16 protein-coding genes are annotated in these 13,243 nt (G+C 44.4%); 8 read left to right on the top strand and 8 right to left on the bottom strand.

Features of this window, described 5'->3' with window-relative positions; genetic code table 11:
• The first annotated feature begins 1 nt into the window (after position 1).
• Positions 2–757 carry a phosphoribosylformimino-5-aminoimidazole carboxamide ribotide isomerase gene (gene hisA / locus CHH58_RS08700; RefSeq protein ID WP_095227636.1) on the top strand — a complete coding sequence of 252 codons (756 nt, stop codon included), beginning with the start codon at positions 2–4 and terminating at the stop codon, positions 755–757.
• Positions 758–788: 31 nt separating this feature from the next.
• Here the strand turns inward: hisA and CHH58_RS08695 are convergent, their stop codons facing one another.
• The 6 genes from CHH58_RS08695 to CHH58_RS08670 form a co-directional block, all read right to left on the bottom strand.
• Positions 789–1,127: a hypothetical protein gene (locus tag CHH58_RS08695; protein WP_095227634.1), complete on the bottom strand. Its 339-nt coding sequence runs from the start codon at positions 1,125–1,127 to the stop codon at positions 789–791.
• A gap of 91 nt (positions 1,128–1,218) precedes the next feature.
• Positions 1,219–2,112 (bottom strand): NAD-dependent epimerase/dehydratase family protein, encoded by an 894-nt coding sequence (locus CHH58_RS08690; protein ID WP_095232164.1) that lies wholly within the window; start codon positions 2,110–2,112, stop codon positions 1,219–1,221.
• Positions 2,113–2,124: 12 nt separating this feature from the next.
• Positions 2,125–2,748 (bottom strand): DUF1796 family putative cysteine peptidase, encoded by a 624-nt coding sequence (locus CHH58_RS08685; RefSeq protein WP_095227630.1) that lies wholly within the window; start codon positions 2,746–2,748, stop codon positions 2,125–2,127.
• 89 nt (positions 2,749–2,837) lie between these two features.
• A complete protein-coding gene (locus CHH58_RS08680; RefSeq protein WP_095232162.1) occupies positions 2,838–3,740 on the bottom strand; it encodes an NAD-dependent epimerase/dehydratase family protein in 903 nt (300 codons plus the stop codon).
• An 11-nt stretch (positions 3,741–3,751) separates the two neighbouring features.
• Entirely contained in the window at positions 3,752–4,963 is a 1,212-nt protein-coding gene (locus tag CHH58_RS08675) for a glycosyltransferase family 4 protein (RefSeq protein ID WP_095262382.1), read from the bottom strand.
• 113 nt (positions 4,964–5,076) lie between these two features.
• A complete protein-coding gene (locus CHH58_RS08670; RefSeq protein ID WP_095232160.1) occupies positions 5,077–5,571 on the bottom strand; it encodes a hypothetical protein in 495 nt (164 codons plus the stop codon).
• A gap of 168 nt (positions 5,572–5,739) precedes the next feature.
• Between CHH58_RS08670 and wecB the strand changes: the two genes are divergently transcribed.
• Genes wecB through CHH58_RS08655 form a run of 3 tightly spaced genes read left to right on the top strand, consistent with a single transcriptional unit; the run spans position 5,740 to position 8,643 of the window.
• A complete protein-coding gene (gene wecB, locus CHH58_RS08665; protein WP_095262381.1) occupies positions 5,740–6,831 on the top strand; it encodes a non-hydrolyzing UDP-N-acetylglucosamine 2-epimerase in 1,092 nt (363 codons plus the stop codon).
• Positions 6,824–7,810 carry a polysaccharide biosynthesis protein gene (locus CHH58_RS08660; protein WP_095227620.1) on the top strand — a complete coding sequence of 329 codons (987 nt, stop codon included), beginning with the start codon at positions 6,824–6,826 and terminating at the stop codon, positions 7,808–7,810. Before wecB ends, CHH58_RS08660 begins: the two co-directional genes overlap by 8 nt.
• Positions 7,810–8,643, top strand: a complete 834-nt coding sequence (locus CHH58_RS08655) for a dTDP-4-dehydrorhamnose reductase family protein (RefSeq protein ID WP_095227618.1) — start codon at positions 7,810–7,812, stop codon at positions 8,641–8,643. The genes CHH58_RS08660 and CHH58_RS08655 overlap by 1 nt, the downstream gene beginning before the upstream one ends.
• Here CHH58_RS08655 and CHH58_RS08650 read toward each other — a convergent pair.
• Complete coding sequence (locus tag CHH58_RS08650) at positions 8,622–9,710, bottom strand: glycosyltransferase family 4 protein (RefSeq protein WP_095227616.1); 1,089 nt, start codon at positions 9,708–9,710, stop codon at positions 8,622–8,624. The genes CHH58_RS08655 and CHH58_RS08650 overlap by 22 nt on opposite strands.
• 90 nt (positions 9,711–9,800) lie before the next feature.
• On the opposite strand from CHH58_RS08650, the gene CHH58_RS08645 reads away from it, so the two are divergent.
• From CHH58_RS08645 to CHH58_RS08630, 4 genes are all read left to right on the top strand, one after another.
• On the top strand, positions 9,801–10,532 hold the full coding sequence (locus CHH58_RS08645) for a glycosyltransferase (RefSeq protein WP_095227614.1): 732 nt from the start codon (positions 9,801–9,803) through the stop codon (positions 10,530–10,532).
• A gap of 136 nt (positions 10,533–10,668) precedes the next feature.
• A complete protein-coding gene (locus tag CHH58_RS08640) occupies positions 10,669–11,895 on the top strand; it encodes a glycosyltransferase family 4 protein (protein ID WP_095262380.1) in 1,227 nt (408 codons plus the stop codon).
• Between the two features lie 103 nt (positions 11,896–11,998).
• Positions 11,999–12,430, top strand: coding sequence for a hypothetical protein (locus tag CHH58_RS08635; protein ID WP_095232157.1), 432 nt, complete (start codon positions 11,999–12,001; stop codon positions 12,428–12,430).
• A gap of 98 nt (positions 12,431–12,528) precedes the next feature.
• Complete coding sequence (locus tag CHH58_RS08630; protein ID WP_095227609.1) at positions 12,529–12,714, top strand: hypothetical protein; 186 nt, start codon at positions 12,529–12,531, stop codon at positions 12,712–12,714.
• A gap of 225 nt (positions 12,715–12,939) precedes the next feature.
• Here the strand turns inward: CHH58_RS08630 and CHH58_RS08625 are convergent, their stop codons facing one another.
• Positions 12,940–13,233, bottom strand: a complete 294-nt coding sequence (locus tag CHH58_RS08625) for a hypothetical protein (protein ID WP_095232156.1) — start codon at positions 13,231–13,233, stop codon at positions 12,940–12,942.
• Between the last annotated feature and the right edge of the window lie 10 nt (positions 13,234–13,243).

The raw sequence follows: 13,243 nt of genomic DNA, 5'->3' as shown, positions 1-13,243 counted from the left end.
TTTGTTGTTCCGGCCATGCATTGATTTACATAATGGACAAGTGAAACAAATCGTCGGCTCGTCAATTACAGCTGAAAGTGATCATGTTGTTGAAAATTTCGTATCCGCTCATGATTCAGCCTACTATGCTGATCTTTTCAAGGAAAAACAAATTACCGGAGGGCATGTCATCATGCTCGGTCCTGGTAATGAGTTGGCTGCAATGGAAGCCTTAAAAGCTTATCCTGAAGGTTTGCAGATTGGCGGAGGCATTCGACCGGAGAATGCAGCAGACTTTCTTGAAGCCGGAGCTAGCCATGTTATCGTCACTTCTTATATTTTCCATGACGGCATGCTTGATGAAGATCGGCTGCGTAAAATTAATAAAGCTGTCGGCAAAGAACGGCTCGTCATTGATCTAAGCTGCACATACCATGAAGGGAAATGGTTTGTTGCAACGGATCGCTGGACGAAGCGAAGCAGCTTTGAAGTCAATGCGGTTAATTTAGAGATGCTAGCGGCATTTTGCGATGAGTTTCTCATCCATGCAGTTGATGTAGAAGGAAAGCGGAATGGTATTCAAGAGGAGCTTGTATCACATTTAGCTGAACATATGCCAATCAAAGCAACTTACGCTGGAGGGATCCGTTCTCTCGACGATATCGACCTTTTCCGTCAGCTGACAAATGATCAGATGTGCTATACCATCGGCAGCGCGCTAGATTTATTCGGCGGCGATATTCCTATGGAAGCTGTAGTAGCCAAGGAAAATAAATAAGACCCTCCCGAAAATCGGAAGGGTCTTTTTTTTATTTCAGTTTATCTGTAAAATTCGAGAGGAAACCCTGTGCTTTCTCAGTCAGATTTCCGACGACATCATTCGCCTGGTCTGTTAAGCCTTGTGCAGCTTCTGTACCTTGATCAACCGCTTCCTGACCTAATGCTGTCCCTTGTTCTGTCAGTTCAGCAGCCTGATCTGCTAAATTATCAGCGCCTGCTGCTTCTGTCACTTGGTCGACAGCTTGCTGTGCTTGCTCGGTAATTTGCTCACCGTTCAGCAGCTCACCCGCTTTATTTACAAGCTCTTCTGGTGCTATGTCACTTATCTTGTTGCCGATAAGCTCTTTGAAGGAATCAAAAATGCCCATATAAACACCTCCTATGGGTTCACTATAGGGCATGCGCACTTTACATACAACTCATACGAGGCGATTTTCATGTAAAGAATCTGTGAACATTCTATTGCTGTGCCGTATATTCCCATACATCCGCCAAAGAAGTTTCCAAAGAGCGGTTTGGCTCCCATGTGAGTGCCCTTATTTTTTCCGACTTCATTGGCAGCTTCGTTTCCATTGCTTCTTCTGTTTCAGACTGAATGGTAAAGTCAAAGCTGCTCACTTGGCGGAGCAGTGACAGTATTTCACCTAAGGAAACCCAGCGTCCAGAAGTAATTTCATACGTTTCTCCAGCTGTTCCTTCGAGAAATAGTGTCTCGTAAGCTGTGACCAAATCTCTGACATCGATAAAGTCTCGTGTCACCGCTGCATTACCAATCTGAAAATCTTTTTTCCCGGATTCTTGCAGCTTTCTTAACTGTTTCGCAAATAATGTACAAACACCGTTCGAAACTCCAGGTCCAATAATATTGGAAGGCTTGGCGATCATCACATCGACTTGAAAAAGATTATGCCACGCCAGCCCAACAGTAGTCTGCATCGTTTTCGTAAGACTGTATGGATGAGTCGGCGATGCTGCACTGCTTAGTTCATCCTGCAACACACTTCCGGCAATAACCACACGCGCCGATAGTCCAAGGGCCCGTACAGCTTCAACGAGATGAAGCGTTGAATCCACATTTGCCTGCCAGCTTTTGAACGGCGTTTCCCAAGATGCAGGCACACTGTTCTCCCCTGCAAGATGGAGGACATAGTCCGGTTTCGTGTCCCCCATCAATTTATGAACAGCAGCCTTATCACTCAGGTCAAGGGAATGGGTATGCAATGCCTCTTGGTTCATGTCCAGCTTCGTATTCCGAATAACTGCGTCAACGGTATTGCCTTTGTCTAGAAAATGCTGTACTGCATGTCGCCCTGTAAATCCACTTGCGCCTGTAATTAAGATCCGCTTACTCATACGCGCCTCCTATCAGATAAGATGGACATCCTGAAACAGCTGCGCCCAGAGCGCATTGTTCCCTTCCCAAATTTCAATGTTCGGCAGCTCCACACTGTAGACATTATTGATTGGCCAGTGCTTCTCGACAATACCTGAGACAGGACTATGGTTCACAACCAAGATTCGAAAATCATTGGCAATAATCGTGCGGAGTACTCGCTCAAGCTCTGCCGTTTCCTCCAAAGTGGCATTTGTCCTGACAAACAAAATACGCTGGGCCGTGATCAACTTCTCCAAAAGTCGGTTGACTCGACGATCCAGCTTCTCTTTAACCTGCGGGTACATTGGCAAATGCGTTAAGCTGTTATGCGTCGTATCAAAATCGTGGTTGGACATAACATAATTCCTGTCATCCGACACAAGCAGCATTTGCTCTGTGGCCTTACCGACAATCCGCAGGTTCTCTTGAAGCATGAAGTCGGCAAACCGTTTTTCGAATAACTGTGTTACTTTAGGCAACAATGGTGTTCCCATCCAGTCTAGAGGACCAGAAAATGGACGAAGATTATTCTTTTGCAACTGTATTGCCCCAACACATAAGTCGCCCAAACTGAACACCGCATCGTAGCCGCCTTTTATCAGCTCATTTCCCAACTGGCATCACTCCTTACGTAATCTCCCCTACCTTATATAATTCGCCTCCCGTATATTACGGAAGAGCAAACTGTCCAATCCATGGAGAATTAAATCTGATGCCAGGTCCTTTTTATGCCTTCCACCACATTTGTATCAGGCTTCCAACTTAGTTGTTTCATGGCTTTTTCGTTGCTAAGGCAGCTATGAGAAATGTCTCCCGCCCTTTCTGATTTGAATTGAACATCCAAAGAAGGATACAACTGTCTAAAACATTCCACCAAGTCCAGAATGCTGGTACTTTTACCAGTACTGGCATGAAAAATTCCATTTTGCTGCTGACGCATGGCTGCAAGATTGGCAGTTACGATATCTCTTACAAATATAAAGTCCCGGGATTGAGAACCATCTCCGTTAACCGTAATCGGTTCCTTCCGTTTCAGCTTCTCGGAAAAGACAGCTACAACACCACCTTCTCCCTTCGGCTTTTGTCCAGATCCATACACATTTCCGTAGCGCAGGATTACATAGGGCAACTGATAGAACCGATGGAATAGCTGAATATATTTCTCTGCTGACAATTTTGAAATACCGTAGAAAGAAATCGGATTCGGGATGTCTTCTTCCTTAATTAAGTGCTTTTGGATATTACCGTAAACAGCAGACGTGGAAGCAAAAATGAATTTTTTCACCCCTACAGTCCGGCTCGCTTCCAGCATATTGAGCGTGCCGCCGATATTGACATCTGCATCATGAACAGGAGTAAGAATGCTTTTCGTTACATCTGCTTGGGCAGCAAGATGAAACATGACATCCGGCTGTTCCTCGATAACTGCTCGGTACGCATCTGCACTTTTGACATCGAACTGATATAGCTTCACATCCTGTGGTATGTTCACCTCATCACCTGCAGAAAGATCATCCAAGATAACAACATCGATTCCTTCATTCAACAGTGCTTCAACAAGATGGGAACCAATGAACCCCGCTCCTCCAGTCACGATTGCTTTCATCTTCGTCCTCCCTAATCGCCGCTTGCCACAAACCGCTTATAGATTTCCAGAAGACGATCAACACCAGCTTTCATCGACCAGTGGTCCACTCCCCATTCACGTGCCTGCTCTCCAAGGATCTGGCGATACGCATCATCATCCAGCAGTGTCTGGATTGCGCTCAGCAGCGCAGCTGTATCAGCTTTTGGCACTATCAAGCCAGTCACTCCGTGATTCACCATTTCAGGAAGTCCTCCTGCATCTGTGACGATAACTGCTTTCCCGCTGATTTGTGCCTCAATCACACTCAACGGTTGGTTATCCATTAGGCTAGGGAGTACACAAATATCCGCAAGCTTCAATAGAACTGGGACATCCTCCCTCTTACCAAGGAACAGTACTTGTTTCTGCATACCAAGCTCATTCACACGCGCTTCGAGATGCTGCTTCCAATCTCCTTCTCCAATGATCCAGCAAACCCAATCTTCTCGGTCCTTCAATGAAGCCAGCGAATCAATCAAATAGTCCAAACCTTTTAGTTCTATCAATCTTCCTGCATAAACAATTACTTTCTTATCAGGAGGAGACTGAATGGAAGTAGGTTTAGCTTGCTCTTCTAGGAATTGCTCAACAGTGAAGCCATAATGAAGCTTTTCAAATTGTTCTTTAGGTACTCCGAATTCCTCGATCATTATTTCCTGCAGCCAATCATTTGCCGTTATTGTTACGTCAGCACTGGAAGCTCCCAATCTTTCAATCTCGTCAAAATAGGGCCGTGCCAGTTCAGATGTAGGAGATTTATGAATTGTCTGCAGCTGATGCCTGATTTCATGGGATACCAAACCATGCAAGGTAGCTACAAGCGGCACCCCCTCCGGTCGCACCCGATCGATCGCTACGGTAGAAATGACGTCGTGTGTGTGGATGATGTCATATTCGCTCAGACCAAATTCTGCCGCTGCAAGTTCAAACGTGTATCGCTGAACTTCGGTATATTCCACCAGATGGTTGTGATAGACCTTTGGAAATTTCTCTTTCTTAAGAATGCTGTACACATAAGGAGACCAGCGATCCCGAGGTACTGTCTTACCACCGGAAAGCTGAACATATGTGTTCTCCCCTCCGTACCCCATAATATCAACGGTATGCCCTAACTCTTCCAATCGGCTTTTCAACTGAGATAAATATTTCCAGACTCCTCCAAGATGCGGAATGGACCAATATGTTGCCAGTAAAATTTTCATCCTTTTACCTCCATTACGTTAAAAACACCCGCTTATAAGCTCTATCAGTATATGGTTCATACAAAAGCATGTGCCTGGTATAAGAAAAAGCCTCCTGCCTCAGCAGGAAGCTCCTATCTATCAGGGATGACAGCAAGTATGTCTGAATCCGGTATGGTTATACGACTGTTTTTGATTAAGATCGTTCTAGTCCCATCAGCATTCAATTCTGTTTGGAAACCATGTATGTGATCTGGCTGAAATGGAACAGGTGAGGCAGGAATAAGCTTCGGCGGGGTCGGTACCTGAGCTTCCTCCGCAGGTCCTGCTACTACCGCTGGTTCAACAATATCATTTACCTCTGTTACAGGAAGCTCAGCTACTGGAGTTGGAGTTGGCGCCATATCCACTATAGGTATAGGCGTATCCTCTACTGAAGGAATCGGCCCAATCTCTGTCAGTGATACTGGCTGTGCTTCTTCCACTATTTCAATCGGAGTTACAGCAGAAGTCAGAAATGAAGTAGGGAATCCTCTGCCAGGAGATAAAGCACCTCCCCAGATGGTACCGCCAGAGTATGGGCCTTCCTTCCTCCTGCGATATATACGTGTAGGAATTTGTTTTGACACTATTATCATCCTTTCCACTGCCAGTATATGAGCATGATTCACCTTTGCCACCAAACGAAAAAAACACTTGCTCTGTGTTTCCATCCAATCCTTTTGGCTAAGCTTCCATATACTAATCTACGAAACTACGCTTATGAAAGAAAAATTTGATTTCGAAGGAGGTTAATTGTGAAGGTCTTAACTGTGTTAGGTACACGTCCGGAAATTATTAGATTATCACTAATCATCAAAAAGCTTGATAAACTTGCAGATTCGCATATTCTCGTTCATACGGGCCAGAACTACACCTCAACCTTAAGTGATGTATTTTTTGACGAAATGCAAATCCGCAAACCGGACTATATACTGTCCCAGAGCCAGCAGACATTAGGAGAACAGCTGGCCACTATGTATCAGGAACTGGAGATCATCCTGAATCAGGAACTTCCTGATAAAGTATTAGTTCTTGGAGATACAAATAGCGCCTTAAGTGCACTGCTTGCTGAGCGAATGCAAATACCTGTCGTTCACATGGAAGCTGGAAACCGTTGTTTTGATTTAGAAGTTCCAGAGGAGAATAACCGTCGTGTGATTGATGCGATCTCAACTCTGAATCTCCCTTATACACCGGGCAGCAGAGAAAACCTGCTCCGAGAAGGACTGCCTGCAAAACGTGTAATCGTATCTGGCAATCCAATTTATGAAGTATTGAAACATTATGAGTCTGGCATCCGAAGCAGTCGGATTCTGAAAGAACTCAAGCTGAAAAAGAATGATTATCTGCTTTCAACCATCCATCGAGCAGAAAATGTCGATCACATTGATAGGCTTCGAGAAATCCTGCTGGGCCTTAGTGAAACAGCTGAGAAGTTTCAAAAACGAATGATTTGCAGCATCCACCCGCGTACAAAATCTAAGATAACCAAAACCGACGAATTGACACTTAGTCCACTCGTCGAATTCCATGAACCTTTCGGCTTTTTTGATTTTGTCACACTTGAAAAGCACACATATCTGGCTCTGACTGACAGCGGCACTGTACAAGAAGAATGCTGTCTATTCCACACACCGACTGTAACGGTTCGAAAAACGACCGAACGTCCCGAAACCGTAGCGTGCGGAAGCAATATGGTATCTGGTATCAGCGCCGAAGCTATCCAACGCTGTGCAACGATAATGGCATCGGCCTCAAAAAATTGGGAGTTTCCTTCAGGATATGCAGACCTGCATGTCTCGGATAAAGTGATTAAAATTCTTTTAGGAGGTTTGGAAATTGTTTAAGGATAAGACGATTTTCATTACAGGGGGTACAGGTTCGTGGGGATACGAGCTTGTAAGGCAGCTTCTGCAGCACCATCCCAAGGAGATCCGCATATTTTCCCGCAACGAATCCCATCAGTTTACGATGAAACAGGAATTCGATAATAACCCGAAGCTTCACTTCAAGATCGGGGATATTCGCGATCGCGAAGCCTTGATCGAAGCAACAGACGGAGTAGACTATCTATTTCATCTGGCTGCACTCAAACATGTACCTGTTTGTGAAGATCAGCCGCTGGAGGCATTAAAGACCAATGTAATCGGGACCCAGCATGTCATTGATGCAGCCATTCATCATAAGATCGATAAAGTCATCTATATATCTACAGACAAGGCATCTGATCCAGCTAACTTCTATGGACTATCAAAAGCCATGGGTGAGCGACTAATTACACACGCTAATACGCTTCACGCCAATACAACGTTCGTTTGTATCCGCGGGGGGAATGTACTCGGGACAAATGGCAGTGTCATTCATGTATTTAAGAAGGCAATTCGACAAAAAGGAAAGATCGGGATAACCGATCCGGAAATGACCCGCTTCTTTCTAACTGTAGAGGATGCTATCAAGCTCGTTTTCAAAGCGACTTTCGAAGCCGTTGGAGGAGAAATCTTCATCATGAAGATGCCAGCTATCAAAATCACAGATCTGGCCAAAGTTTTAATGGAGGCATCCGGAGCAAAGAAAATTGAATTCGAAATATTGGGTATCCGTCCTGGTGAGAAAATCCACGAGCTGCTGCTGACAGTGAATGAAAGTCATTCTGCCATTCTCTACGATGATCGTTATTTCGTCATTCTTCCTGACATCAAGTCAGAGGATATCAAAAAATATTACAAAGACTATAAAAAAGTGGAAATAACAAATTATAACTCTAGTCAGAACCTTTTATCTCTGGACGAGATAAAAACCATGCTTGCCAAAGGTGGTTTTATTTAATGAAAATACTTATCCTCGGCGGAAAGGGTATGGCAGGGCATGTAATGTACAGCTATTTGCGCAAACAGGCTGATTATGATGTGTTCTATACTTCCCGCGATCGAACGGATAAGGACAGCATATATCTTGATGTTGTCGACACATCTGCCTTAGAGCAGCTGATTAATTCTCTTGAACCAGATATCGTCATCAACTGTACCGGTATTCTGAATGAAGCTGCAGAGCAAAATCCGCTATTGGCCTTCCGTATCAACAGCCTGCTTCCACATCAGCTTGCTGCCTTCATGAGCCGAAAAAAGGGTCGCTTGATCCAAATCAGCACCGATTGTGTGTTTTCCGGTAAGAAAGGCGGATATACAGAGTCAGACTTTCGTGACGGGAATTCCGTTTATGCTCAAACCAAGCAGCTTGGAGAAATAACGGCAAATCCACACCTTACAATTCGCACCTCTATCATTGGCCCAGAACTGAAAAAAGATGGAATCGGACTCTTCCATTGGTTCATGAACCAGAGCGGTACAATCAAAGGATTCGAAAGGGTCTATTGGAATGGCGTCACAACACTCGAATTGGCTAAAGCAACTGATTTCTTTATCCATCAGGAGACGAGCGGACTGTTTCATCTCTGTCCGCCAATTAAAATCAGCAAGTACGATTTGCTCCTGCTATTCAAGGAGATATACCAAAAAGACGACATCCAGATCATTCCGGATGCCGTACAAGAGTTAGATCGGACAATTTTGAACACAAGGAATTCACCTGCATATGCTGTACCAACATTCCGTGACATGCTGGAAGAACAAAAACAAATTTATCCTTTATTAGTATCCTGAAGACCTAGAGCCAGCAGCATTTGTTTGAAAGAATCCGCATATGCTTCATATCCGAATCTCTCTTTTACATGAATGCGGGCATTCTCACGGATATAAGCACGCTGCTCCGTATTCGTCATGAGTTCCTTCGCTTCTTTCAGCGCAGATTCAGGATCACCTATCTGATAATATTTCCCTGTTTGGTTGTGGATCACTGCCCGTCGTACACCATCAGAATCCGTTGTCAACACCGGGCAGCCGCAGCTGATCGCTTCCAAAACCGCATACCCTGCTCCTTCAACTTTCGATGTTGCCAAAAGAAAACCGCCTGAATCACCGACCATAGAAAAATAATATGGCATATCGGTATGAGGTACATCTGGAAGAATGGAAACATGGCTTCGTAATTGTAAGTCATCCAGCATCTGTTCAAAAGCAATGTTTTCATTTGGATCTGCTAAAGAAGGGTCATGGAACATATATAGCTGCAAGTCCGGGCGAAGTTCTGACAGCAGCTTGCGGCCAATTTGAAGAAACTCACGCCAGTTTTTGTTATCTTCAATTCTTCCAATCCATGCAACGATCGGCTTTTCAGCAGAGGTGCCGTCAATGTAGGGAAATCCACCTGAATCAAAGCAGTTGTCAAATGCGAATGTAGGCGTATGCGGGTAAAATTGCTCATATATTTCGGCAATGTGTTCCGTCTTCGGATGCAGTAACGCATTTGCATAATTATTTACAATCGGTACAGCCATCTGCAGTTGGGAGTATGCGAGTTCCTTTGGTCCAAACCCTTGTACTTCCAATATTAGTTTCCCCTTGAATCCGAGTCGTCTGAATCTGGGGAAACTCAAGAAGTCTGAAGTCACGACTGCAGCGTCGAAGTTGTTTGCATCAAATATCTCTTTTATTTCTGCATCCTCATTGGTTATATACAAAGGAGCACCATGATCATTGACCAATTCACGACGTTTTCCGTAATACAAAAAGTGCGAAGAGATGCCCTCCAGCTCCAGGGCTGCTCTCCGCTGCCGATTAAGCGTCTCTACGCCCCCGCTTGGTACGTAAAATACAAATAACACCTTCATGTTCTGCCTCCTTCACTAGACGTGCAATATTCATCCTTACTATGCCTATGTTGGAGACAGAAAAATTATGATAATTAGGAGGAAGCAGCAATGCTGCCGAAAGTTACAATCATCATCCCTTTTTATAATGACAAGTATGTACCTATTGCCATTCAAAGTGCCTTGGATCAAACATATCCGAATATCGAAGTTTTAGTAGTTGATGATGGTTCCACATCAGAAATGGAAAAAATACAGCCTTATTTGGATCACATCACATATGTACGTAAAGAGAACGGCGGCACAGCCACTGCTCTGAATTATGGAATTGAAATATGCACAGGTGAATACATTGCTTGGCTCAGTTCCGATGACATGTTCCTTCCTCACAAAATCCAAGTCCAGATGGATTATATGCTAGCAAACAATGCTTCTGTAAGCTTTGCAAACTATCATTTGATAGATAAAGATAATCAAGTTTTCATTGAATGGTGCGGAAAGCGATTCTCTCCTGTCGACAATGCAAAAGAAGTTTATGAATCATTCCGTACAGAAAACCCTGTCAACGGTTGTACGATTGTCGCCCGAAAGGATGTATTTGAGACTGCTGGAACCTTTAATCCTGGCTTTCTATATACCCATGATTATGACCTTTGGTTCCGGATGCTGCTTAATGGCGTCCACATGCATTATATAGACCAAGTGCTCATTCATTTCCGTTCACATGAAGAATCAGGAACGTCCAGATTTCAGCCTCGAATCCGTCATGAAATTAAGACGATTGAAGAATATTATCGACCGATTCTGGACGAATACCTGGAGAAATACGCATCCTTCCATTAAAGGAGGCTTCAGTCATGCAGAAAAGACAAATAGTCGCGCTTATAAAACGGGCGCCTGACGGCTATAGTATTCCGGATGCCCGTCTTGTTGAACTTATGAAAAGACATCGTAAATCAATCTAAAGGGACTGGTGAACATGAGAATCCTGCTTGTTTCTTATTATCCAATGCCCCATGTCGGGGGGCTATGGACAGTGGTGAATAACCTTCGGCATGAACTGACGAGACTCGGCCATGAAGTCGATGTTCTAGCACAGACAGAATCACTGTCAGAATACCGTGTTCTCGGTCAGGAGGCCCCCTTCAAAATAGCCGATGTCCGCCCCTATATTGAAGAGGAAATAGCAGCAACCTACCCCAACCTGGAATCTGGTTCTTGGGTTCATACAACGGAAGTCCTCCGTTACAGCCTTGAACTGACAGCGCTCGCTACTGGTCTATCTCAATACGACGTAATCCACGCGCAGGATGTAATAGCTGCTAGCTCTATGGAACGAGTAAAACCGACACATACCCCTCTCGTCACAAGCGTCCATGGCTATTTGACAAAGGAAATCTTCCTTGCCCTTCAAGGTATATATCCAACCAAATCGGCCGAGGAACTATATAGCAGCTTTGAATACCAATACCATGAGCACCTAGAACATATAGGATGTCATGTCAGTGAATTCATCCATACACAAGCTGATATTACGAAAAACAGCTTAATCGAACAGCATCGAATTCCAGAAAACCGTTTTGTCCAGTTTCCTTATGGGATGGATATAACATCTTTTCGCAGTACGCCGCCTCAACTAGACAATATACCTGCTAAAACCAAGCCCCTCATCTTATTTGTCGGCAGGCTTGTCCGGCTAAAAGGAGTCCACATCCTGATTGAAGCCTTATACCAGTTAAAAAGGCACACAACAGATTGGGAATGCTGGTTTCTTGGCGATGGATTCGAGGAAGCAATCAAACAATTCACCGATTCGATGGAAGACAGAGGACTACTGTCAGATATTCGTTTGCTTGGATCAGTTACCAACGTGAAAGATATCTTGGAGTTAGCAGATATTTTCGTTCTACCAAGTCTGCAGGATACCCAGCCGCATTCCGTCATGGAAGCTCAGCTTTCTGGTATCCCTGTCGTCGTGAGCGATGCAGGAGGGTTACCTGAGATGGTACAAGAAGGCGTAACAGGACTTGTATCTGAAGCTGGCAATCCTGCAAGTCTTGCCCATCAGCTAGCACGTCTTCTCGAGGATGATAATCTGCGTAAGCAAATAGCTAATCAGGCTCAGGCATGGGCAAACCAGCAATGGTCTCTCGTGAACATGGGCAAGAACACTGAAAACTTATATAAGAAAGCAATTCCCGTTTAAAATTGAGAAAATCGATGAATTTGCATCAGGTTGGTTGTCCTCTACAAAATAAAATTTCATTCATATCTTATAGTATCTTCTTTTTTGAAAGGAGGACACATCCATGGTTACCGTACTTGATGCCAGAACATCACAGAATGCAAGCACTTCCGGATCCATTTCCATCCCAGTCACTCTCGGCACTCCGCAGCTATTCGGTCAAATCGGGCTCATCACTACGGGCGCAACGACACCTATTCGTGTTCAGATGAGCGGAATCATATCCTTACAGCTTCCGCTTCTTCCAGCGCTTACATCTGTAACAATCACAGTTGTACGGGGAACGGCACCGACAGATCCAGTCGTCTTTTCTGCTTCATCCAACTTGGATCTTGAAATTCTCGGTCCGCAGGCGTTCACCTTTATTGCTGCCGATTTCAACGTACCACCCCCAGCCGGCGGTCAGCTGACGTACACAGCGTTCGTTACTTCCAACTTGCTCGGAACTGTCCGGGTAGGACCCGAAAGTTTTTACGGCATCGCCTTCACCGGCTAAATAACAGAAGAGATAATTAAATATCTCTTCCCCTCCTACATTCGCCGTGCCTGTACAAATACCTCGTTCATACAATATTCAGGAAAGGTGGTGAGCAAATGGCGAAAGAATACAAATACCAAGATGGAAGCTATATGGAAACAGCTCAATCAAACCGGGAAAATGATAACAAGGACTCTAACAAAGACAAAAACAATGATTGCCAGGTCTGTTGTGTAGGTGGCACACGCTGGGGAGGATCATTCCTTTCCCCTCAAGACCCTCCATTCCCTCCATATCTATAAGCATTAAAGCGACATTCCGGAAACGGTATGTCGCTTTTTTTAAAATTCATTGCAATATCAAATATCCCAGACAATTGTCAGCTGGCTTCAGAACGATGACATTTTCTTTAAGCACCTTTACATCTTCATCCTTCCTGTTATCTTATAAAACTTGAATTCAGGGTAAAAAAAGACTGCTTTAAGAGACGGCAGTCTTTTACGTTTTTGGATATGCTATTATTATCGTCACTGCAGCCGTCTGGAGAAAGTCTCTACCAGCAATACAATTGCAGCTGCTGCGTGGAGAATCCAGCCAACGAAAGGTATCCATCCAAGAGCGGCTGCGACAATTCCGACGATACTTCCAGCAAGCGGCCCTTGAACTCGGACAGCAAGCACAAGCGTAATGATATGAAGCACTAGCATGATGACTAAAGGCATCCACCCATTGGATACAATGATGATAGCGCCAAGGACAGGAATTGCCAGGATTGCTTCCAGTATTCCTGTAATTAGCTTCATAGTTCTCGTTGCAGACATACATTTCTTC

Origin of the sequence: Terribacillus saccharophilus (assembly GCF_002272745.1) — a bacterium.
GTDB classification, from domain to species: Bacteria; Bacillota; Bacilli; order Bacillales; family Amphibacillaceae; genus Terribacillus; species Terribacillus saccharophilus_B.
The sequence above is the reverse complement of the archived record's forward strand: the minus strand, read 5'-3'. Positions and strand labels throughout refer to the sequence as shown.

Excerpts from the sequence above, each read along its gene's own strand:
- CHH58_RS08630 (WP_095227609.1), top strand. The coding sequence starts at position 12,529 with ATGGCGAAAGAATACAAATACCAAGATGGAAGCTATATGGAAACAGCT.
- CHH58_RS08650 (WP_095227616.1), bottom strand. The coding sequence starts at position 9,710 with ATGAAGGTGTTATTTGTATTTTACGTACCAAGCGGGGGCGTAGAGACG.
- CHH58_RS08635 (WP_095232157.1), top strand. The coding sequence starts at position 11,999 with ATGGTTACCGTACTTGATGCCAGAACATCACAGAATGCAAGCACTTCC.
- CHH58_RS08640 (WP_095262380.1), top strand. The coding sequence starts at position 10,669 with ATGAGAATCCTGCTTGTTTCTTATTATCCAATGCCCCATGTCGGGGGG.
- CHH58_RS08625 (WP_095232156.1), bottom strand. The coding sequence starts at position 13,233 with ATGTCTGCAACGAGAACTATGAAGCTAATTACAGGAATACTGGAAGCA.
- CHH58_RS08675 (WP_095262382.1), bottom strand. The coding sequence starts at position 4,963 with ATGAAAATTTTACTGGCAACATATTGGTCCATTCCGCATCTTGGAGGA.
- CHH58_RS08645 (WP_095227614.1), top strand. The coding sequence starts at position 9,801 with ATGCTGCCGAAAGTTACAATCATCATCCCTTTTTATAATGACAAGTAT.
- CHH58_RS08695 (WP_095227634.1), bottom strand. The coding sequence starts at position 1,127 with ATGGGCATTTTTGATTCCTTCAAAGAGCTTATCGGCAACAAGATAAGT.
- CHH58_RS08690 (WP_095232164.1), bottom strand. The coding sequence starts at position 2,112 with ATGAGTAAGCGGATCTTAATTACAGGCGCAAGTGGATTTACAGGGCGA.
- CHH58_RS08655 (WP_095227618.1), top strand. The coding sequence starts at position 7,810 with ATGAAAATACTTATCCTCGGCGGAAAGGGTATGGCAGGGCATGTAATG.
- CHH58_RS08680 (WP_095232162.1), bottom strand. The coding sequence starts at position 3,740 with ATGAAAGCAATCGTGACTGGAGGAGCGGGGTTCATTGGTTCCCATCTT.